A 20,954-nucleotide genomic window follows, 5' to 3' on the forward strand; every position below is an offset into this window, starting at 1 on the left:
GTTAATTTGACCCAAAGGGAGAGATTTATGACCATCACCATCATTGCATCCACCACCCATGAACAGATCCTGCGCGTGGCAGACCCGGCCTGCGGGCTGGTCGGTTTCATCGCCATTCATTCGACCGATCTTGGTCCGGCGGCGGGGGGCCTGCGGATGCGGCCTTACGCCAGCGAAGACGAGGCGCTTACGGATGTGAAACGCCTGTCCGAGGGCATGACCTATAAGAACGCCGCCGCAGGCCTGCCGCTGGGCGGGGGCAAGGCGGTGATCATGGGCGACCCGGCAACACAGAAAACGCCGGAGCTGCTGCACGCCTTTGGCCGTGCGGTTGAGGCCTGCGCCGGGCGCTATTGGACCGCCGAAGACATGGGCATGACCACGGCGGATATGGCAGAGCTTGCGAAAGAAACCCGGTATGTGGCCGGGCTGGCGGATGGGGAATTTGCCTCGGGCGATCCTTCGCCCATCACCGCGCGCGGCATTTTCAACGCGATCCGCCGCGTGGCCCTGCACCAGTTTGATGACTGGACCCTGCGCGGACGCATCATCGCCGTTCAGGGGCTGGGCAATGTGGGGTGGAACCTGTGCTATCGCCTCACCGCGGCCGGGGCAAAACTGATCGTGACCGACATCAACCCGGAACGGGTGCAGATGGCGGTGACCAGCTTTGGCGCCGAGGCCGTGGGGCTGGAGGAGATCTATGCCGCGAAGGCCGATATCTTTGCCCCCTGCGCCATCGGCGGCATCCTGAACGAAGACAGTATCGCGCAATTGCGGGTCGAGGCCGTGGCCGGTGGCGCCAACAACCAGCTGGCCACGCCCGAAGACGCGCAGCGCCTGCACGATCGCGGCATCCTTTATGCCCCCGATTTTGTTGCCAATGGCGGCGGGATCATCAATGTGGCGACCGAGATCCTCGGCATTGAAAACCGCGTGGACTGGGTGGATGAAAAGCTGGAGGCACTGGATGCCACGATGGAGGCCATCCTGACCGAGGCGGAACGCCGCGAGGTCAGCCCCGCAGATGTGGCGCTGGAAGTGGTCTCCCGCGCCATTCCCGCCAGACAGGCACAGGCCCCCGCCGCCTGACTTTGCCAAAGCGCACAAGGCCCATGGACCTCGACTGGGGCCGGGACGAAAGCGTTTCAAGTTTATCCCCAAACGCTTTAGGCTCCGACCGACACCGGCCGGAGCCTAATCATGCCAGCAGATCCCCTGCCCATCCTGACCCTGACGCTGAACCCCTCGCTGGATCTGTCCACCGAGGCCGACCATATCGTGGCAGGCGACAAGATCCGCTGTGACACGCCCCGGCTGGATCCGGGCGGCGGCGGCATCAACGTGGCGCGCGCGATCCGCATTCTGGGCGGCGAGGCCACAGCACTGGTCGCTCTGGCGGGACACCACGGCGCGCAGGTGGCAGCCCTTCTGGCGCAGGAAAATGTCCCGCAGATCCATTTCAAACTGCCCGGTGAAACCCGCCTTTCTGTTGCGGTCGGGGAGCGGAACGGACCCCCCCCTCACCAGACCAGCCAATACCGATTTGTCATGCCCGGCCCGACCTGGACACCCGAGCTCAGCTCTGCCTGTCTCGACCTGATCACCACGCGGATCAAACCGGGAATGCTGGTGGTGCTGTCAGGATCCATGCCGCCGGGCGTAACCCATGACTTTATCGAACAGCTTGCGATCCGGGCGGCCCGACAGGGGGGCAAACTGATCCTCGACACATCCGGTGCCGCCCTGAACGGGGCGGTTCGCAATCGCGGTCACGGCGCGGCCCTGTCGCTGCTGCGGCTTGATCAGAGCGAAAGCGAGGCGCTTGCGGGGCAGCCCCTGCCCGGCCCGCAGGGCGCAGCCCGATTTGCCCGGATGCTGATCCGGCAGGGGGGTGCGGATCAGGTGGTGCTGGGACGCGGCGCAGAGGGATCGGTTCTGGTCACGGCAGATCAGGCATGGCACGGGGTTGGGCCTGACGTGCCGGTGCGCTCAAAGGTGGGGGCCGGGGACAGTTTTCTGGGGGCGTTCACTCTGGCGCTTGCCCGGGGACAGACCGGCCCGCAGGCCCTGTGTCACGGGGTGGCGGCGGCCTCGGCCGCGGTCATGTCCGAGGCAACCGCCCTGTGCAGGCGCCCGGAAGTCGAGGCGATTGTGCCGCAGGTGTCCCTGAGCGCGCTGTGAGCGGCGGGCTGTCGCCGGTGATTTACAGGAAAAATTGCACCAAAGGGAAAAATATGCTAGGCTTTTCCTAGACCGTTTCGGTTTTCCCTACTTTAGATTAATATCGAAACGCGTTAACCGAGTCCCGGAAAAACCGGGGCCAAAACAACCCAACCAAGGCCCAGGTCAGGCCGCGCGTCAGGGTGGCATCCAAACGCGGGTATTTCGCCGCGACAGGTGCTGAAGCCGGAGCGCGATCATGACAAAACGGGCCCCAAGAAAATATGAGCACGAGGCAGCACATGAAATATCTGGCAATGGCCGTTGCACTGGGGATCAGTGGCTTTGGCATCAGTTCAATTGCCCCCACCCCAGCCACCGCAGGCGGTATTCAGAAGGCCTGCATGAGCGCGGATCGGTCCGCCGCATCACGCAATCTGTGCGGCTGTATCGAAGACGTGGCAGGGGCCATGTTGAGCAGGAGCGAGCAATCGCGTGTCGTGAAGTTTTTCAAAGACCCGCATAAAAGCCAGGTCCTGCGTCAGTCCGATCGGCGGACGGATGAGAAGTTCTGGCAAAAATACAAGCAGTTCGGTCAGGCCGTGAACACTTATTGCGGCTGAGCGTTTCCTGTTCCCCGCTCTGGTTGCCGCCCCATCTTCGGTGGCGACCCTGTCGAGAACTGCGGATTTGAAGCGTGGTTTGAGATTTATATTGTGACATTACTGGCGTTGGGTCCGCGACAGGATTGTGTGCCCTTCGCCCCTTGCCAGTGCATACCTTGGCCAGCCCATTCCCTGGCCGGTCCGTATCTTGTTCGTCCCCTGCTTACCTCTTGGTTCAGCCTGTTGCCTGGTCCCGGCGCAACTGTTGCAACAGCCCGTGTGACGCGGCCTCGACCAGGTCGAGTGTCTGGTCGAAATCGCGGGTGTAATAGGGGTCGGGCACATGGTCCATGCCCCGGCGCGGATCCTGCGCGGGCAGGTCTGGCGGAAGGTAGTCGGTAAACACATGTGCCGGCGTTGTCCGCCCCGGTGGGCGCAGCGCCTCGATATTGGTGATATTGTCGCGATCCATGCCGATGATCAGGTCAAACCGGTCAAAATCGGCGCGCGAAAACTGACGTGCGCGTAATGTCGCCAACTCATAGCCACGCGCCCTTGCAGCCCGCTGCATGGGGCTATATGGGGGTTCACCTTCGTGCCAGTCTGATGTGCCGGCACTATCGACCTCCAGCGCCAGTTCCGGGGCGTGTTGATTGGCGATCTGGCGAAACACCGCCTCGGCACTGGGCGAACGGCAGATATTGCCAAGGCAGACGAAGAGAATACGAGTGGTCATAGTTTCTGATAGCGGTTCTGTTTGCTGCTGTCACCCATCCGCGAAACCACGCCGACGGGCGTGCGCCTATCTTGAATTGAAACGCAACGACCCGAAAATGAGCCTATGAAACGTGCAAAACCCTATGCCCAAACCTGCCCCATTTCCCGCGCATTAGATGTGATCGGAAACCGTTGGGGGATCCATGTCCTGCGCGAACTGCACGCCGGTCCCACCTCCTTCGGAGAGATCAAGGCGGGTCTGCCCGGCATTGCGACCAATATGCTCTCATCCCGGCTGTCGGAACTGGTCGAAGCCGGGCTGGTCCATAAGGCGGGGCGGTCCTACCGGCTGACCCCCGAAGGCACGGCCACCCGTGGCATCCTGTTCGAACTGGCCCGGTTTGGCCGAACCCTGCCCATGCCCGACATCCCGTCCGACCCGGAAAACAGCCGCCATCGCGCGGTGCCGCTGGCGGGCGCAATCGAACGGATTGCCACGCCGCAAACCTCTTTGCGGGCGGAACTGGTGATCGATGGCGAACCGTTCAGCCTGATCGTCGCCGATGGCCATGTCTCACTGGAAGTGGGCCCCCTGCCCTTGCCGCCGGTGCGGCTGCGCTTTGACTGGGGCGATGTGGACAAGGTTGCCGACGACATGGGCCGATTTGCCGAATTTGCCGAGGAGCAGGGGATTGAGGCCCAGGACCCGGCTGAGGTCGCGGCCCTGCTTGACCTGCTGCAAAAAGCCATCGACAGTCTGGCTGGGCATCGTTAAAGCGCTCGGCCCGTGGCTTTCACCAATGGCTGCGCGCGTGCCCTGGCAGAAAAGGGGCAGGCAGATGGACAGATTTCAGACCACAGAGTTTCAAAACCCAGGCTTTCAGAACATCGTCATCCTGACAGGCGCGGGCGTGTCGGCCGAAAGCGGGCTGGGCACGTTTCGCGACAAGGGCGGGATCTGGACCAGATATGATCTGCAGGAGGTCGCCACGCCGGAGGGCTTTGCGAAAAACCCCTCTTTGGTGCATGAGTTTTACAACGCACGGCGCGCAAACTGTCTGGAGGCCAGCCACAACGCCGCCCACACCGCGCTTGCCCGCCTGCAGGCCAGACATCCGGGCCGGGTCAGCCTGATCACCCAGAATATCGACGATCTGCATGAACGCGGCGGGGCTGTGGATGTGATCCATATGCATGGGGAGCTTACCCGCGCGCTTTGTGCCAGCTGCGGGCATCGCTGGGCTGCGCCGCGCGAAATGGACCCTGCCGATCCCTGCCCCAATTGCCACGCCCCCACCACCCGGCCGGACATCGTCTGGTTCGGGGAAATCCCCTATCAGATGGAGCGCATCCTGACCCTGCTGTCCGAAGCGGACCTGTTTGTGGCACTGGGCACATCCGGCACGGTGTATCCCGCGGCCGGTTTTGTGGGCGAAGCGCGGGGGATGGGTATTCCAACCCTTGAGATCAACCTTGAACGCAGCGACGGCAGCGGCGTGTTTGATCACGGGATCTATGGCCCGGCAAGTCGTGTCGTTCCTGAATGGGTGCAGGAAATCCTTGACGTATAAGAGAAAATCCAGCGTCGAAAGAGCCGCTTTCAGTTGCAGCGCCCGCAAGAGCCTGACAGAATGAGACCGCACCCCGAGAGGTGCGGCCTTAATGCGTTTCGACGTTCACCCGAGACAGGGAAACGCCGAAACACTGTCAGAGATATCAATGTTGTGGGCGTTTCGGGATAAACATGTGTTTCAAGTTTATCCCGAAACGCTTTAGGGGGTGACTAGTCCCCGTATCGGAAGGACCTGGCCCGCAGGGGACGCAAAAACCGCGCGGCCCGGCCTTCCGAAAACTTCATATTCAGTTGCTGGCGCCTGCGTTTGCGCCGCCACCCATGGTGCCCATCTGACCCTGACCCATATTGCTGTGATCCATTTTCATCATGCCGCCGCCCATCTGATCACGGTTCAGATCCACCGGGATCTCGACCACAAGCTCACCGGCTTTCTCAAACACCAGCGTCACGGTCACGGTATCGCCCTGCTCCATCGCGCCATTAAGACCCATGAACATCACATGATCACCGCCACGCTGGAGCGCATGCATTCCGCCGGCGGGGATCGTGAACCCTTCCGGCACATGCATCATCTTGGCCACGCCCTGATCGTCGATCTTGTGGGTGTGCAGCTCAACCCGTTTGGAAATGTCAGAGCGCGCATCAATCAACTGATCATCTTCGTCCCCCTGGTTCATGATCTGCATGAAGGCCGCACCGGCCTTGGCCGACATGCCAGCCGCACGCGCATAGGCATCCTGCACCATGATCTTGCTGTCAGCGAAGGCCGGCAGGGTGACAAGCGCACAGGCGCCGGCGGCGAGAAGGGTTTTCAATTTGGACATAACAGCTCCTGATATCCTGATTTGAATAAGGGTGGCGTGGGACACGCGGAAAGGATCGCCCTGTATATTCACAGGGACTGATCGGGGGATTTGCGCTCGGTTTCAGATGGGATTGGTCCCGTCACAAGACGGAAATCACCTGCAAACGGACGGCAAAACGCCCGACGAAGGGATCAGATCAGGGCAGGAGGGCCGCGGGCAGAGGGGCTGGTTTCAGCCCGATCCGTCACAGACAGCGCGGTCACAACCGGAGACAGCGCCAAAAGACGCCCTTCGGGGGCATCCATCGCGGGGATATCAAACCCGGCCACGAAATTCTGCGCGCCATCGGGGCAGACATGCTGGGTTTCAATCGGTTCGCCATCAGGGCCGATGGTGATGGTGGTCATGCCGATACCGGTGCAGATCACCATCTCGATCCCGTCCACATAAGCTGTGGTCACAGGGGCCCCGCCGCGCGCCTGAGCGAGCGAAAAGCCGGTCACGGTGAGGACCAGCGCAAGGAGATATGCGACAAAACCGCGGATCATGTCCTAATGGCTACGCCTGTCGATTGCGCTTGGCAAGTGACAAAAGGTAACAGGCATCATGGCTGGCAAGATACCCCGCGTCGCAACACAGATCGGGACACAGAAAAACCGCCCTGAAGTCACCTTCGGGCGGCATCTCTTGTCCATCTTGTTGCCGCTGAGGGCAACACACAGGCGGGCTACGGCTTAGGCAGCAGCCTGTGCTTTGGCGATGTCTTTTTTGATCTTCAGCGCATTGGCCGACAGTTCAGTGTCTTTGGCTTTGGCCAGGAACGCGTCCAGACCACCGCGGTGGTCCACCGAGCGCAGGGCAGCAGCCGAGATGCGCAGTTTGAAACCACGACCCAGAGCTTCCGACTGCAGGGTAACGTCGTTCAGGTTCGGCAGAAACCGGCGACGGGTTCTGTTTTTCGCGTGGCTGACATTGTTGCCAGTCATCGGGCCTTTTCCGGTCAGTTCGCAAACGCGCGACATGGTCTCTTCCTTGCTTCTCGGGCCAGATTGGTGGGATTTTGCGATGCAAAGCCGGGGCCATCCCCATCTTCTGCACCGTCCGCCATGGATACCCACATTTGGCCGGTCAATAGTCATAGGCACCGCCAAAGCGGCACCCCGAATTCCGTCCGCGCTCAATAAACGCCTTTCAGGGGCACGTCAAGTGAGTCGGAGCAGCGAATTTCAAGGGCACATCTGCGGGCCGGGTTTGATGCGGGGATAGGGGCTTTCCCCCAAGAGAACAAGGGGAAAAAGCGTGCACGCCCACAAAGATCCGCCCGGTGATCGCGCAGGAACACCCACAGGGCATCACCGGGCGCACAGAGTGCACCAAACGCATTGGATATACCGGGCACACACTCCGCTAGCGAACCGGCGTCACCTCTCCCCCAAGCGAGATAAAGGCCCCTTCGGACCAGCTATAGGCACCAAAACAGATTTCAGCCCCGCTGCGCCCGCACCCGCTGCCGTGCTGGGCAAGCAACAGAATCGCCCGATCCCCCAATGAGACGGTCACATTGCCTTCGCCAAGGAACTCGAACCGGTGATAGCCCTGTTCCGCTTTGGGGTCGGAGACAAACACCGTGATCACCCGCCCGCCGGATCCCCGGTTGAACGACGCCATGCTGGAGCAGCTGTAAACGCCGGTATCCAGCACCGGATCAGTGATGCCATCGCCATTGAAATCGGCAACAGTCTGCAGGCCGCCGGGATTGATGTGCAGCTCGCCCTTTTCAAAATCCGCGCATTCCTGCGCCAGCCCCGCCTCATATGCGGCCAGCGCGGGGGCAAAGGCGGCGCTTCGATTGACGCCGTATCCCTGCCCGGTGGCCTCTTGCGACAGGCCGGCTGATCCCATCAACAGCGCACTGGTAATCCCCCCGACCAGGCTGGCGCTCAGCGCATGTTTCACAATCTGAAATCTGCTCATCCTTGATACTCCTTACACGATGCAATCGACATCTCAGATCTGGGTATCCAAATGGGACATAACACGGGGCGGGGTCATCATTGCCCCCGCACCGTGCCCCCAAAGCCACATCACTCTTCGCCCAGGAACCCACCGGATTGGCGCTCCCACAGGCCGGCATAGGTGCCGCCCAGCGCCAACAATTCATCATGGGTTCCCTGTTCGATCACCCGCCCCTGATCCAGCACAATCACCCGATCCATTTCGGCAATCGTCGACAAGCGGTGCGCAATGGCCATCACGGTTTTCCCTTCCATCATGCCATAGAGCGTTTTCTGGATCGCGGCTTCCACCTCACTGTCGAGCGCGGATGTCGCCTCGTCCAGCACCAGAATGGGCGCATCTTTCAGCATCACCCGGGCAATGGCGACCCGCTGGCGTTGCCCGCCCGACAGCTTGACGCCCCGCTCGCCCACATGGGCGTTATAGCCCCGGCGCCCCTGCGGGTCTTCCAGCGTCTGGATGAACTCATGCGCTTCGGCCCGGCGCGCTGCCGCGACCATCATCGCCTCATCCGCATCCGGGCGACCGTAAAGGATATTGGCCCGCACCGACCGGTGCAGAAGTGAACTGTCCTGCGTCACCATGCCGATCTGCGCCCGCAGGCTGTCCTGCGTCACCTGGGCCACATCCTGACCATCAATCAGGATCCGCCCCCCTTCCGGGTCCCGGAACCGCAACAGCAGGTTCACAAGCGAGGATTTCCCCGCACCGGACCGCCCGACCAGCCCCACTTTCTCACCGGGTTTCACGGTGATCGACACATTGTCCAATCCCCCTTTGCCCCGGCCATAATGGTGGGTCAGGGCGTCAAACCGGATTTCCCCCCTGTTGATCTGCAACCGGGTCGCATCCGGCGCATCCAGCAGCTCATGCGGCACCGCGATCGACCGCAGCCCCTCGCGGATCACCCCGGCATGTTCAAACAGCCGGATCGTCACCCACATGATCCAGCCCGACATGCCATTCAGCCGCACGGTCAGCGCCGACGCCGCCGCCACCTCACCAACCGAAATCAGTCCGGCCGTCCACAGCCACAGCGCCGGGCCAAGCACCCCGGTGATCAGCATCCCATTGAGGATATTCAGGCCAAAGGACAGCTCGGTCATCAGGCGCAGGAACCGCATGAACCGCAACCGCAACCGGCGCATGGCGGACAGCACATAGCGTTCCTCGCCTGCGCCTTGTGCAAAAAGCTTCACGCTTTCGATATTGGCATAGGCATCCACCACCCGCCCGTTCACAAGCGACCGCGCATCCGACCATTTCTCGGACGCCACCGCCACCCGCTTGGCAATGTGGCGGGTGTAGGCGATGTAAAGCACCAACCAGATCGCCAATGGCAACGACAGGCGCCAATCAACCGACCCAAGGATCAGCATCGCCGACAGCACATAGGTGGTGGCATAGAAAATGCCCTCGAAAAACATGTAGGTGCTGTCTTCGACCGCCGGCCCCAGCTGCATCACCCGGTTTGACAGGCGGCCCGCGAAATCATTCTGAAAGAACGAAAGCGACTGGCCCAGCATGTGCTTATGTGCCCGCCAGCGCACCTGTTCTTGCATGTTGCCCGCAAGGGTCTGCTCCAGAAAAAACCGGTTCCAGACAATCGCAACAGGGCGCAGGATCAGGATAAACAGTGCCGCCGCCAAAAGCTCCCACCCATGGCTGGACCAGAAACTCTGCCGCTCAGAGGCATTCATCAGATCCACCACCCGCCCGGTGTAGAAAATCAACCCGGTCTCGATCAGGGCCACCAGAACACCGGTCAGTGCCATCCAGACCATCCATTTTCTGAACGGCCCGAACTGGCTTGTCATGAAAGGCCAAAGCGCGGCAGGTGGCGTGCCACCTTCATGGGCAGCAAAGGGGTTCACAAGGTTCTCAAAATAACGAAACATCTAAAGCTCCAAAAACGGAAATCCGGCAAAACGGATTGAAAAAGCGCAACTTCTGGAAAGCGCAAAAGGGATGGGATGATGGACGGGACCGGCTGAAAAACCGACAGCCCGCAACAGCAGGACCGGCGGTTTAGCCTCGGTATAGGGTCCTGAACTGCTTCATCGGCATATCTCCTTCAATGCGTGACACCCTGCCTAACCCAGATGTTAGCGCATATCAAGCCCCAAGAGCCGCGCCAACAACAGCGCACCGCATGTGGGCCCCGCCCCCATTTTCTGTCACCAATATCCTGGGGTGAGGGCCCCCTCAAAGAGGGGGGCCGAGGGGCAAAGCCCCTTCAGGCTCACGAAGTGAGCCACCCCCAAGCCTGACGACCGCAGGTCAATAAGGCGCGGGAGGGCCCGCCGATTGCATCAGCGCATGTCGGCGTGAATATGGGCAATCATCTCTTCCGCCGCGCGACCGGCACCCACCTCGCCACGGGCAACCTGCCCGCCCAGAACATTCAGGCGCGCGCGGATATCCCCCTTTTCAAGGGCCGCCAGAAGGCCAAGGCGCACATCTTCCTCGAACCAGTGACGCGCCTGCTCGGCCCGGCGGGTGGACCAGTGCCCCTGTGCGCGGCGCCAGTCACTCAGCTCGGTCATGGCCTCCCAGGCCTCGGGCAGACCCGCATGGGTCACCGCAGAAACCATCTGCGCCTTGGGGAAACCCTCCGGGTCATAGGGACGTTTGCGCAGCAGGCGCAACGCACCGGCATAATCCGCGCAGGTCCGCATGGCGGTTTCCTTCAGCGGCCCGTCAGCCTTGTTCACCAGGATGATATCGGCAATTTCCATGATACCGCGTTTCACCCCCTGCAACTCATCCCCGCCCGCAGGCGCAATCAGGAGCAGGAACAGATCCGCCATTTCCGCCACCATGGTCTCGGACTGGCCCACCCCCACGGTTTCGATCAGGACCACATCAAACCCCGCCGCCTCACACAGCGCCACCGCCTCACGCGAGCGGCGCGCAACGCCCCCCATCTGCGCCTGCGATGGCGAGGGGCGGATAAAGGCGTTTTTCTCCCGCGACAGGCTTTCCATCCGGGTCTTGTCCCCCAGAATGGACCCGCCAGAGCGCGCCGATGACGGGTCAACGGCCAGAACCGCCACTTTAAGCCCCTGTTCGATCAGGAACATGCCAAAGGCTTCGATAAAGGTGGATTTCCCGACACCCGGCGTGCCGGACAGACCGATCCGCAATGCTTCGCGTTTCAGGGGGGCCACCGCTTCGAGCAGCTCGGTCGCCTGCGCCCGGTGATCCTTGCGCGCACTTTCGACCAGAGTGATCGCCCGCGCCAGCGCCCGGCGCTCTCCTGCCGCGACCCGGTTCGCGAGATCCTGAATGTCCATGCCTGCCCCCTCGATTTTCCGCGAAAGTCATAACGGGGCAAAGGGGGTTCGTCCAGAGCGTTGCCGGGCGCACCCTTTGTAGGGCGATACCTGTTGGCCGCCGGGGCAGATCAGGGGCGCTGCCCCTCGCGAGGCAAGCTCGCTCACCCCGAGATATTTGAAACAAGAAAAAAGTGGTGACTGGACGGGCTGCCCCAGCTTGGGGATAAGGGGGCATGACGGATCAACTGCCCATTCACGACGCCCTGCCCGATCTTCTCACGGCCCTTCATGACACCGGGCGCGCGGTGTTGATGGCCCCACCGGGGGCGGGTAAAACCACCGTGGTGCCCCTGAAGATGCTGGCGGCGGGCGCTTTTGACGGGCGACTGATCATGCTGGAGCCGCGCAGGCTTGCGGCGCGCACCGCGGCCGAGCGCATGGCACAAACCCTTGGGGAGCCTGTCGGGCAAACCGTGGGCTATCGCATTCGCGGTGAAGTGAAAACGTCAAAGGCCACGCGTATCGAGGTGGTGACCGAGGGGATCCTGACCCGGATGTTGCAATCCGACCCGTCCCTTGAGGGGGTCGGCGCCGTGATCTTCGACGAGTTCCACGAACGTTCCCTGGTGGCGGATCTCGGGCTGGCCCTGACATGGGAGGCCATGGGCGCGCTGCGAGACAACCTGAAACTTGTGGTCATGTCCGCGACGCTGGACGCCGAACCGGTGGCGCGGCTGCTGGAAGACGCGCCGATCATCCGCTCGCACGGGCGCGCGTTTCCGGTCGAAACCCGGCATCTCGACCGCCCCCTTGCCAAGGGCGTGCGTCTCCCGGAGGCAACGGCTGATCTCGTATTGCGGGCCCTTGACGAAACAGCGGGCGGCGTGTTGGTGTTCCTGCCCGGCGAGGGGGAAATCCGGCGCTGTGAAGCCGCCCTGAGGGGGCGCCTGCCGCAGGATTGCCACCTCCACACCCTTTTTGGCGCCATGGAGTTTTCGGCCCAGCGCGCGGCCATTCAACCCGCAGGCGCGGGACGCAAGATCGTGCTGGCAACCGCCATTGCCGAAACCTCACTGACCATTCAGGACATCCGCGTGGTGGTCGATGCGGGGCTGGCGCGCCGGGCGCGATTTGATCCGGGGTCTGGCATGTCACGTCTGGTGACCGAACGTGTCTCCAAGGCCGAAGCCACCCAGAGGCAGGGGCGCGCCGGCCGGGTGGCAGAGGGGGTTTGCTACCGGTTGTGGACACGCGGCGAAGAAGGCGGACTGCCGCCGTTCCCACCCGCTGAAATCGAAACTGCCGACCTTGCGCCGCTGGCGTTGGAGCTTGCGATGTGGGGGGCTGCCGACGGGTCTGGGCTGGCCTTCCTGACCCCGCCAAATGCCGGGGTCCTGCGCGAAGCCCAGCAGTTGCTCCGTGATCTGGGGGCGTTGGATGCAGGCGGGCGGATCACCGATCACGGTCGCCAGCTTGCGCGCCTGCCGATGCATCCGCGCCTCGGGCATATGATGGTGGTTGCCGGCGCGTCCGCGGCACCGCTCGCCGCCCTTTGGGGGGAACGGGATCCGCTGCCCCGCGGGGCGGATCCCGATCTTGCGCTCCGACTTGAGGCGATCCGCGACCCCAACGGGTTTGCCCGGCGCCGGGGGCTGCAGGCCAATCGGGGCGCGGTTGAGCGTATCCGGGCCGAGGCCAGGCGGGTGGCGCGCATGGTGCCCGAGGGGCCGGACCTGACTGAGGCCCAACAGACGGCCCTCGCCTATCCCGACCGCATCGGCCTGCGCCGCCCGGGGGACACCCCCCGTTTTGTCCTGTCCGGCGGCAAGGGCTGCATCATGGACCCGGCCACCCCCCTGGCAAATGCCAGGCTGATCGTCGTGACCGATACCGACGGCAATCCGCGCGAGGCAAAAATCCGACAGGCCATCCAGATCAGTGAAAGCGAACTGCGCGAGCTGTTCGCGGACAACATCCGCTGGCATGATGACTGTGAATGGTCCAGACGTGACGGCCGCGTCGTGGCGCGACGCCGGGAACGGCTCGGGGCCGTGGTGCTGGACGACCGGATCTGGAAAGACGCCCCGAACGAGGAGATCGCCCGCGCCATGCTGGACGGGGTGCGCGACCTGGGCCTGCGCCTGTCAGATGCCGCAAAACGTTTCGTGGCGCGGGTTGAGCTCTTGCGCGATGAGGGGGCAGAGCTGCCGGACATGCGGGAAAACGCGCTGATGGAAAGCCTCGAAACCTGGTTGCTACCGCATCTTTCCGGGGTGAAAACCGCCACCGACTGGAAAAAATTCGACGCGCTTGAGGCCCTGCGCGCGCGGCTCGACTGGCCACAGATGCAGATGCTGGACCGGCTCGCCCCCGCCCATTTCGAAACACCGCTGGGGCGGAAGGTTCCGATTGACTATGCCGGCGACCACCCGGAAATCCAGATCCGCCTGCAAGAGCTTTTTGGCGTGACCCGCCACCCCAGGGTGGGCCGCACCCCGCTGCGCGTCACCCTGCTGTCACCCGGACACAAACCGGTGCAGACCACGCTTGATATCCCCGGCTTCTGGGCCAGTTCCTACGCCGATGTGCGTAAGGACATGCGTGGGCGCTACCCGAAACATCCCTGGCCCGAAGACCCGACCCAGGCCGATCCGACGTTGCGCGCCAAACCGCGCACAAAATAAACCCCGCGCCAAACCGCGCACGAAAAAACCGCAGCGCGAAACACACCGGTGCGGACAGGAACACCCCGCCTCATTTTCTGGTCAAAAATATCCTGGGGTGAGACCGCACTCGAAGAGGGGGGCGAGGGGCAACGCCCCTCACCAAGGCACGAGGCTGCCACCCCCCGTATGGTCCCGGCCACGCCTCTGTTGCTTCGCGCCAAGAGTTCAGTGCTTGAATTCTATCCACAGCCCCCTTATATCCGCCCGATACGCAGCAAAATAACACGTGAAGAACACGCCACAGGCCCAGAACAGCCCGATCCATGCCTCAAATCCTGAAATACGCCTGGGAGGAATATGTCGCTCCCCTGTTTCGCCGCCCGTCTTATCCGCAGGTGGCTGCGCTGTGCTATCGCGGCAAGGGGGAAGAGAAAGAGATCCTTCTGGTGACGTCGCGTGGCACCGGGCGCTGGATTTTGCCAAAAGGCTGGCCGATGGAGGGGAAAGCCGCCCCGGATGCGGCCGCGCAGGAGGCCTGGGAAGAGGCCGGCGTCAAGGAAGCCAAGCTGGGACACATGCCGGTGGGTGCATTTTCTTATGAGAAGGCGCTTGATAACGGGCTTGTCACCCGCTGCGAGGCAACGGTGTTTCCGCTGAAGGTCAAAAAACTGGCCGACGAGTTTCCCGAATCCCATGAGCGCACCCGAAAATGGGTGGCCCCGGAAAAGGCGGCGAAAATGGTGGATGAGCCGGGTCTGAAACGGCTCCTGCGCAATTTCTGACCAATTTTCAGGCGCTATCATTTCGGCTTCTGTCGCCAGTTCTGCAACACTGCGTCCCACCGGACCGACCAGCCCCATTCCCTGTTGCAATTGAGGCGCTGACGCGCTAGCGCAGCCCCTGAATGTAACGCTTGGATGACCGTTTTGTGACACTGTCACACCTCTGCCGGTCAACGGGCATCAGGCCAAGACAAGGGGACCGGAGCCATGTCGGACGCACCGAAGGGCAACCAGTGGAACACGCTGGACAAAGACCTGAACAAAATCAGCCAGTTTGAATATGCCGCGCAATATATCTCGCGCCCGCTGGTGGGCATGGGGGTTGCGCTGGTCTTTATCGTCGTGGCCGCCATTGGTGCAGCCGTGTTTTTCGGCGGCACCCCGACCTCGCTTGTGGTGGTAACAGCCGCCGCCTTTGGCGCTTACATGGCGATCAATATCGGTGCCAATGACGTGGCCAACAACATGGGTCCCGCCGTGGGGGCCAATGCGCTGACCATGGGGGGCGCAATCGTGATTGCTGCCCTTTTCGAAAGTGCGGGGGCCATGCTGGCGGGGGGCGATGTTGTGTCGACCATCTCCAAGGGCATCATTGATCCGTCCGGGTTTTCAGATGTGCGTGTTTTTGTCTGGGCCATGATGGCGGCGCTGATTTCTTCGGCCCTTTGGGTGAACCTTGCCACCTGGGTGGGCGCACCGGTTTCCACCACGCACTCGGTTGTTGGTGGTGTGATGGGGGCGGGCATCGCGGCGGCAGGCTTTGCCGCGGTAAGCTGGCCGACGATGGGCAAGATTGCCGCCAGCTGGGTAATCTCACCGGTTCTGGGCGGTGCGATCGCAGCCCTGTTCCTGGCCTTTATCAAGGCCAAGATCATCTATCAGGACGACAAGATTGCAGCGGCCAAACGCTGGGTGCCGGTGCTGATCGGCATCATGGCCGCCGCCTTTGGCGCCTATCTTGCCATCAAAGGGTTCAAGCGGATCATCAAGATCGACCTTGTCACTGCGCTGATGATTGGCGCTTTCGTGGGGGGCACGGCCTATGCGATTTCGGCACCCCTGATTGCCAGACAGGCAGAAGGGCTTGAGAACCGCACCAAATCGCTGAAAACGCTGTTTGGCCTGCCGCTGATCTTCTCGGCCGCGATGCTGTCTTTTGCCCATGGGGCCAATGACGTGGCCAATGCGGTTGGCCCGCTGGCTGCCATCGTACATGCCGAAAGCGTGGGCGATTTTGCCTCGAAAGTGCCGATCCCGGTCTGGGTGATGGTGATCGGCGCCTTCGGGATCTCGTTTGGCCTGGTCCTGTTTGGCCCCAAGCTGATCCGCATGGTCGGCAGCCAGATTACCAAGCTGAACCCGATGCGCGCCTATTGTGTGGCCCTGTCCGCAGCCATCACCGTGATTGTCGCCAGCTGGCTCGGCCTGCCGGTCAGCTCGACCCATATCGCCGTGGGCGGCGTGTTCGGCGTGGGGTTCTACCGCGAATGGCATATGGAGCGCCGCCTGCGTGGTCAGGCATCGAAGCGCCCGGAAGCCCGGCGCCTGCCCGCAGAAGAGCGCCGCCGCCGCAAGCTGGTGCGCCGGTCCCATTTCATGACCATTGTGGCGGCCTGGGTGATCACCGTGCCCGCAGCTGCGCTCATGTCCGGGGTGATTTTTTACATCCTGAACGCCATGGTTGGCTAATCGCCCTTCGGCAAGGAAAGCACAGATCGAAACAGGAAAAGCCGCGCCTCTCAGCGCGGCTTTTTTATTACGCGGTTTGGGATCAGCGCATCCTCATCCGCCAACCGGCAGTTGGGTCAGCGTGTCTGTCAGATAGCCACCCCCCCTGAGCAGCAGCACGCCAATCAGGTAGAAGGTCAGCAAAATCAGCACAACCAGACCCGCGAGGTGAAGACGTCGCATCACCCAGAAACGAGAGTAGGTTGCGCCAAACCAGTAAGACCACAGACCACCAACCAATAATGCCCCGACATGCGGGTTGGCGAGGGTTTGCGAAAAATGTGTCAAATGTTCAAAATTCATTTTATCTCAGTGTGTTGATCGGCAGAAAATCAAGGTTTCTCGATACACATTCACTGGCTACTCCCTCTATTTTAACGGGAAATTAGGCAAAAATATGGGCGAATCCTGTCGAGGATCCGCCCTTCCTGAGGTATTGACGTGACGTAAGCTGAATGCGCTTATTTGCCGAGGCACCAGCGCATGACAGCCTTTTGCGCGTGAAGCCGGTTTTCCGCTTCGTCAAAAATCACCGATTGCGGCCCGTCCATGACCGAATTGGTGACCTCTTCCTCGCGGTGAGCAGGCAGGCAATGCATGAACAGCGCGTCATCATTGGCCGCTTTCATCAATTCGTCATTCACCTGATAGGGGCGCAGCAGGTTGTGGCGCCGCTCCCGCGCAGAGGGGGCGTCATGCATGCTGACCCAGGTATCCGCAACCACCAGGTCAGCCCCTTCCACGGCCTTCATCGGATCGCGCTCGATCTCGATCCTGGCCCCTTTGGCGCGGGCGTCAGCAACAAAAACCTGTTCGGGATCCAGCACGTCCGGCCCGGTAAAAGTCAGGTCAAACCCGAACTGTCCAGCCGCATGGATGAACGACGCGCAGACATTGTTGCCGTCGCCCGCCCAGACCACTTTCTTGCCCGCGATGGAGCCGCGATGCTCTTCATAGGTCAGGATGTCGGCCATGATCTGGCAGGGATGCGAGCGGTTGGTCAGCCCGTTGATCACCGGCACATCGGCATGTTCGGCCATCTCCAGCAGGGTGGCCTCTTCAAAGGTGCGGATCATGATCATATCGACATAGCGCGACAGGACGCGCGCCGTGTCGGCCACGGTTTCACCATGGCCCAGCTGCATCTCGGATCCCGACAGAACCATGGTCTGCCCACCCAGCTGGCGCACACCAACGTCAAAGCTCACCCGAGTGCGGGTAGACGGTTTTTCAAAAATCAGCGCAACCATGTGATCCTTCAGCGGCTGATCCGCATCCGGCGTTGCCTTGGGCTGTCCCTTGCGCGCCTGTTTCATGTCATGGGCCTGGGTCAGCATCGCCTTCAGATCGGCAACATCGGTTTTGTGGATATCAAGGAAATGTTTCATTGGGCTTGCCCTTCTACCGCAGTGGCGGCCTGATCCAGCCGCGAGAGCGCGGCATCAATATCGTCGTCTTCAATCGTCAGCGCCGGCAGCAGGCGCAGCACATTGTCGCCGGCCGGCACCACCAGCAGATGCGCGTCATAACAGGCGGACAGCACATCGGTGTTGGCGGGCTTGCATTTCAGCCCCAACATCAGGCCCGATCCCCGCACCTCTTCAAACACGTCGGGATGATTGGCCACCAGCCCTTCCAGTTTCTGCCTGAGCAGCCCCGCCTTGCGGTTCACCTCATCCAGGAAGGTCTCATCCGAGATGATCTCGAGCACTTTGTTGCCCACCGCACAGGCCAGCGGGTTGCCGCCATAGGTCGACCCATGGGTGCCCGCCACCATGCCCGAGGCGGCCTCTTGCGTGGCCAGAACCGCGCCCAGCGGAAAGCCCCCGCCGATGCCTTTGGCGACCATCATGATGTCCGGGGCTACGCCTGCCCATTCATGTGCAAAGAGCTTGCCGGTGCGGCCAACACCACATTGCACCTCATCAAAGATGAGCAGCACACCAGCGTCATCACAAGCCGCGCGGATCGCCTTCAGTTCGGCATCCGGCACCGGGCGAATACCGCCCTCTCCCTGAACCGGCTCGATGATCACCGCCGCCACAGTGTCATGTGACAGCGCATCGGTCAGACCGTCCAGATCCCCAAAGGCAAGATGCTTGAAGCCCGGCAGTAAAGGTCCGAACCCTTTGGTCAGTTTCTCACCACCTGCCGCGGCAATCCCCGCCGAGGAACGGCCATGGAACGAGCCTTCGAAACCGATGATCTCAACCCGTTCCGGCTGGCCTTTGTCATGCCAGTATTTGCGCGCCATCTTGACCGCCAACTCGCAGGCCTCGGTGCCCGAGTTGGTGAAAAACGCGGTGTCGGCAAAGGTCTTGTCCACCAGCGCATCTGCCAGCGCCTGCTGACCCGGGATCTGGTAGAGGTTCGACACATGCCACAGCTTGGCGGCCTGCTCCGTGATCACCTCAACCAATGCGGGATGGGCATGGCCCAGCGCGGTCACCGCGATGCCGGACGCCAGATCAAGATATCGCACCCCGCCCTCGGTCACGAGCCAGCTTCCCTGGCCACGCTCAAACGCGAGGGGAACACGGTTATAGGTCGGCAGAAGCGACGGGATCATGGTGATATCCTTCGTGGTCTATCGAAGCCCCTTTCGTGCCGAAAGGCGGGCTTCAAGTCAACAATTACAATGGGTTTTTAGGAGGAGGGGGTTGGTGGAATGCGCCGAACTGGCGCGCGATCATGCGAAACCGGACGTCAGACGCAAAAGCGTCGGCGTCGGATGGCGGCAGCGCCGCAGAGGGGATGGGTCCGCGTGATCATGGGGGCGATGTAGCGATTGACCGGCGATCTGTCCAGCCTTTTCAACTTCTGCTTTTCTGCAACTGGCACACAGGGTAAGCGAGAGGTCATGGAAACGCGCCAAACCCCGCAGCCCCCCGAGAGCCCGGTAGCTGCGGCTGCCTTCATCCTTGTCGCCTCGGCCCTGATTGCGGGCACAACCCTGCTGGCCAAGCTGGTGGGGCAGGATCATCTGGGCGCGCCGCTCCATCCGTTGCAGATCAGCCATGGACGGTTTCTGTTTGCCTTCCTTGCCATTTCCGGGGCCGTGCTGGCGCTGCGTCCGGGCTTTCACCAGGTGCATTGGCAACTGCATGTGGCGCGTTCTGCCGCGGGCTGGCTGGGAATTTCGCTGATGTTTGCGGCGGTGACCTTCATTCCTCTGGCGGACGCCACGGCGATTTCGTTCCTGAACCCGATCATTGCCATGATGCTGGCGGTGCCCTTGCTGGGCGAGCGGGTGGGGATATGGCGCTGGGGGGCGGCGGCGATTGCCCTGACCGGGGCGCTAATCCTGGTGCAACCCGGTGGCAGCGGATTTCACCCGGCGGTGCTGCTGGCACTTGCCGCCGCTTTTGCGATGGGGTTTGAAATCACCCTGATCAAGCGGCTGACCGGACGGGAAAGCCCGCTTCAGATCCTGTGGTTCAACAATGCAATCGGCTGCACCATTGCAAGCGGCGCGGTGCTTTGGATCTGGGCCAGCGGGACGTTTCAGTGGCCCAATGGCGCGCAATGGCTGGCGCTGGCCGCGCTGGGGCTCATGATGGCCACGGCGCAGGCCGCCTTTATCCAGGGCATGAAACGGGCAGATGCGAGTTTCGTCGCCCCGTTCCAATATGCCACGCTGATCTTTGCGGGTCTTTACGACTTCATCGGATTTTCCGTGATCCCCGCCGCCACATCCCTCCTCGGGGCAGGGATTATCATTGCCGGAGGGGTGATCCTTGCCGGACGCGAGGCCCGTGCGCCACGGCGCAGAAATTGATTCGTGTGACGTCTTGTATCCGGCGCGCTTGTGGCTAATATAAGCCTTCGTGAATTCACCGGGTATATCTGCCCAAACAGACCGAAAGACGGGAAACTGCATGTCCTGGACCGACGAACGCGTTGAAATTCTGAAAAAGATGTGGGGTGAGGGGCAATCGGCCTCGGTGATCGCCAAGGAACTGGGCGGCGTGACCCGCAACGCGGTGATTGGCAAAGTACACCGTCTGGGCCTGTCGAACCGCACCAGCGGTGGTGCCAAGGCGGCCACCAAACCGGCTGCCAAGGAAAAACCGGCGGCAAAACCCGCCGCAAGCAAAGCGAAGGCGGCCCCGAAGCCCAAACCCGCCGCCAAGAAAGAAGCGACGACTGAAGCAGAAGCACCTGCAGCAGCGCCCGCCGCGGAAAAACCGGCCCTGCCCGCCCGCAAGGCGATCATTCCCGCAGGTCAGCCCCTTCCGCCCCAACCCTCGGCCAATGAGGTCAGCCCCGAGGCGCTGGCCAAGGTGAACGAGGTCGAGAAGGGCGCCAAGAAGCTGAGCCTGATGGAACTGACCGAGAAGACCTGCAAATGGCCCATCGGTGACCCGGCCACCGAAGAATTCTGGTTCTGCGGGCTGCCTGTTCAGCAGGGCAAACCTTATTGCGAGGCCCATGTGGGGGTGGCGTTCCAGCCGATGTCCTCGCGTCGCGATCGCAAACGATAAGAGCTCTGGTTTCAACTGTATCTGGAAAGGGCGTGGGCATATCCCGCGCCTTTTTTTGTGGCAAGCCCTGAGGGGGCTCTGCCCCCGCCTTCGGCCCCCCGAGGTATTTCCGGCAAGAAAAAGACGGCGGCGG

Annotated in this window: 20 protein-coding genes; 10 read left to right on the top strand and 10 right to left on the bottom strand. The window is 61.9% G+C overall.

Features of this window, described 5'->3' with window-relative positions:
- Positions 1 to 27 precede the first annotated feature (27 nt).
- The 3 genes from K3J57_RS11205 to K3J57_RS11215 all read left to right on the top strand — a co-directional run bounded on the left by K3J57_RS11205 (position 28) and on the right by K3J57_RS11215 (position 2,786).
- Positions 28 to 1,092, top strand: coding sequence for a Glu/Leu/Phe/Val family dehydrogenase (locus K3J57_RS11205; RefSeq protein ID WP_259795935.1), 1,065 nt, complete (start codon positions 28 to 30; stop codon positions 1,090 to 1,092).
- 111 nt (positions 1,093 to 1,203) lie between these two features.
- On the top strand, positions 1,204 to 2,184 hold the full coding sequence (locus K3J57_RS11210) for a 1-phosphofructokinase family hexose kinase (RefSeq protein ID WP_259791828.1): 981 nt from the start codon (positions 1,204 to 1,206) through the stop codon (positions 2,182 to 2,184).
- Positions 2,185 to 2,465: 281 nt separating this feature from the next.
- Complete coding sequence (locus tag K3J57_RS11215) at positions 2,466 to 2,786, top strand: hypothetical protein (protein WP_254449773.1); 321 nt, start codon at positions 2,466 to 2,468, stop codon at positions 2,784 to 2,786.
- Positions 2,787 to 3,003: 217 nt separating this feature from the next.
- Here the strand turns inward: K3J57_RS11215 and K3J57_RS11220 are convergent, their stop codons facing one another.
- A complete protein-coding gene (locus K3J57_RS11220; RefSeq protein ID WP_259784627.1) occupies positions 3,004 to 3,504 on the bottom strand; it encodes a low molecular weight protein-tyrosine-phosphatase in 501 nt (166 codons plus the stop codon).
- Positions 3,505 to 3,609: 105 nt separating this feature from the next.
- Here K3J57_RS11220 and K3J57_RS11225 point away from each other — a divergent pair, with 105 nt between their 5' ends.
- Together K3J57_RS11225 and K3J57_RS11230 are read left to right on the top strand one after the other, a co-directional pair.
- Positions 3,610 to 4,260, top strand: a complete 651-nt coding sequence (locus K3J57_RS11225) for a winged helix-turn-helix transcriptional regulator (protein ID WP_259784628.1) — start codon at positions 3,610 to 3,612, stop codon at positions 4,258 to 4,260.
- Positions 4,261 to 4,324: 64 nt separating this feature from the next.
- Positions 4,325 to 5,056 carry an NAD-dependent deacylase gene (locus K3J57_RS11230; RefSeq protein ID WP_259795937.1) on the top strand — a complete coding sequence of 244 codons (732 nt, stop codon included), beginning with the start codon at positions 4,325 to 4,327 and terminating at the stop codon, positions 5,054 to 5,056.
- A 289-nt stretch (positions 5,057 to 5,345) separates the two neighbouring features.
- Here K3J57_RS11230 and K3J57_RS11235 read toward each other — a convergent pair whose 3' ends face one another.
- The 6 genes from K3J57_RS11235 to meaB form a co-directional block, all read right to left on the bottom strand.
- Positions 5,346 to 5,885 carry a copper chaperone PCu(A)C gene (locus K3J57_RS11235; protein WP_259795939.1) on the bottom strand — a complete coding sequence of 180 codons (540 nt, stop codon included), beginning with the start codon at positions 5,883 to 5,885 and terminating at the stop codon, positions 5,346 to 5,348.
- Between the two features lie 173 nt (positions 5,886 to 6,058).
- Entirely contained in the window at positions 6,059 to 6,415 is a 357-nt protein-coding gene (locus K3J57_RS11240) for a hypothetical protein (RefSeq protein ID WP_173484956.1), read from the bottom strand.
- Positions 6,416 to 6,601: 186 nt separating this feature from the next.
- Positions 6,602 to 6,889: a 50S ribosomal protein L28 gene (gene rpmB, locus K3J57_RS11245; protein WP_055190275.1), complete on the bottom strand. Its 288-nt coding sequence runs from the start codon at positions 6,887 to 6,889 to the stop codon at positions 6,602 to 6,604.
- A gap of 385 nt (positions 6,890 to 7,274) precedes the next feature.
- Positions 7,275 to 7,841, bottom strand: a complete 567-nt coding sequence (locus K3J57_RS11250; protein ID WP_259795941.1) for a hypothetical protein — start codon at positions 7,839 to 7,841, stop codon at positions 7,275 to 7,277.
- Between the two features lie 110 nt (positions 7,842 to 7,951).
- Positions 7,952 to 9,781: an ABC transporter ATP-binding protein gene (locus tag K3J57_RS11255; RefSeq protein ID WP_259791836.1), complete on the bottom strand. Its 1,830-nt coding sequence runs from the start codon at positions 9,779 to 9,781 to the stop codon at positions 7,952 to 7,954.
- A 414-nt stretch (positions 9,782 to 10,195) separates the two neighbouring features.
- A complete protein-coding gene (gene meaB / locus K3J57_RS11260) occupies positions 10,196 to 11,179 on the bottom strand; it encodes a methylmalonyl Co-A mutase-associated GTPase MeaB (RefSeq protein WP_259775786.1) in 984 nt (327 codons plus the stop codon).
- A 215-nt stretch (positions 11,180 to 11,394) separates the two neighbouring features.
- Here meaB and hrpB point away from each other — a divergent pair, with 215 nt between their 5' ends.
- The 3 genes from hrpB (at position 11,395) to K3J57_RS11275 (ending at position 16,298) form a co-directional block, all read left to right on the top strand.
- The gene (gene hrpB / locus K3J57_RS11265; RefSeq protein ID WP_259795943.1) at positions 11,395 to 13,845 is read left to right on the top strand and encodes an ATP-dependent helicase HrpB; all 2,451 of its coding nucleotides are present in this window, start codon (positions 11,395 to 11,397) and stop codon (positions 13,843 to 13,845) included.
- A gap of 305 nt (positions 13,846 to 14,150) precedes the next feature.
- Positions 14,151 to 14,609 carry an NUDIX hydrolase gene (locus K3J57_RS11270; protein WP_259795946.1) on the top strand — a complete coding sequence of 153 codons (459 nt, stop codon included), beginning with the start codon at positions 14,151 to 14,153 and terminating at the stop codon, positions 14,607 to 14,609.
- A gap of 207 nt (positions 14,610 to 14,816) precedes the next feature.
- Entirely contained in the window at positions 14,817 to 16,298 is a 1,482-nt protein-coding gene (locus K3J57_RS11275) for an inorganic phosphate transporter (RefSeq protein ID WP_259778127.1), read from the top strand.
- A gap of 93 nt (positions 16,299 to 16,391) precedes the next feature.
- Here the strand turns inward: K3J57_RS11275 and K3J57_RS11280 are convergent, their stop codons facing one another.
- The 3 genes from K3J57_RS11280 to K3J57_RS11290 all read right to left on the bottom strand — a co-directional run bounded on the left by K3J57_RS11280 (position 16,392) and on the right by K3J57_RS11290 (position 18,906).
- The gene (locus K3J57_RS11280; RefSeq protein ID WP_259773090.1) at positions 16,392 to 16,640 is read right to left on the bottom strand and encodes a hypothetical protein; all 249 of its coding nucleotides are present in this window, start codon (positions 16,638 to 16,640) and stop codon (positions 16,392 to 16,394) included.
- 158 nt (positions 16,641 to 16,798) lie between these two features.
- A complete protein-coding gene (gene argF, locus K3J57_RS11285; protein WP_259784637.1) occupies positions 16,799 to 17,725 on the bottom strand; it encodes an ornithine carbamoyltransferase in 927 nt (308 codons plus the stop codon).
- Positions 17,722 to 18,906 carry an aspartate aminotransferase family protein gene (locus K3J57_RS11290; protein ID WP_259795951.1) on the bottom strand — a complete coding sequence of 395 codons (1,185 nt, stop codon included), beginning with the start codon at positions 18,904 to 18,906 and terminating at the stop codon, positions 17,722 to 17,724. The genes argF and K3J57_RS11290 overlap by 4 nt, the downstream gene beginning before the upstream one ends.
- A gap of 291 nt (positions 18,907 to 19,197) precedes the next feature.
- Here K3J57_RS11290 and K3J57_RS11295 point away from each other — a divergent pair, with 291 nt between their 5' ends.
- Together K3J57_RS11295 and K3J57_RS11300 are read left to right on the top strand one after the other, a co-directional pair.
- Positions 19,198 to 20,115, top strand: a complete 918-nt coding sequence (locus K3J57_RS11295; RefSeq protein ID WP_259795953.1) for a DMT family transporter — start codon at positions 19,198 to 19,200, stop codon at positions 20,113 to 20,115.
- A gap of 100 nt (positions 20,116 to 20,215) precedes the next feature.
- Positions 20,216 to 20,821 carry a GcrA family cell cycle regulator gene (locus tag K3J57_RS11300; RefSeq protein WP_259795956.1) on the top strand — a complete coding sequence of 202 codons (606 nt, stop codon included), beginning with the start codon at positions 20,216 to 20,218 and terminating at the stop codon, positions 20,819 to 20,821.
- The last annotated feature ends 133 nt before the right edge of the window (positions 20,822 to 20,954 follow it).

Origin of the sequence: Aliiroseovarius crassostreae (genome assembly GCF_025137635.1) — a bacterium.
GTDB classification, from domain to species: Bacteria; Pseudomonadota; Alphaproteobacteria; order Rhodobacterales; family Rhodobacteraceae; genus Aliiroseovarius; species Aliiroseovarius crassostreae.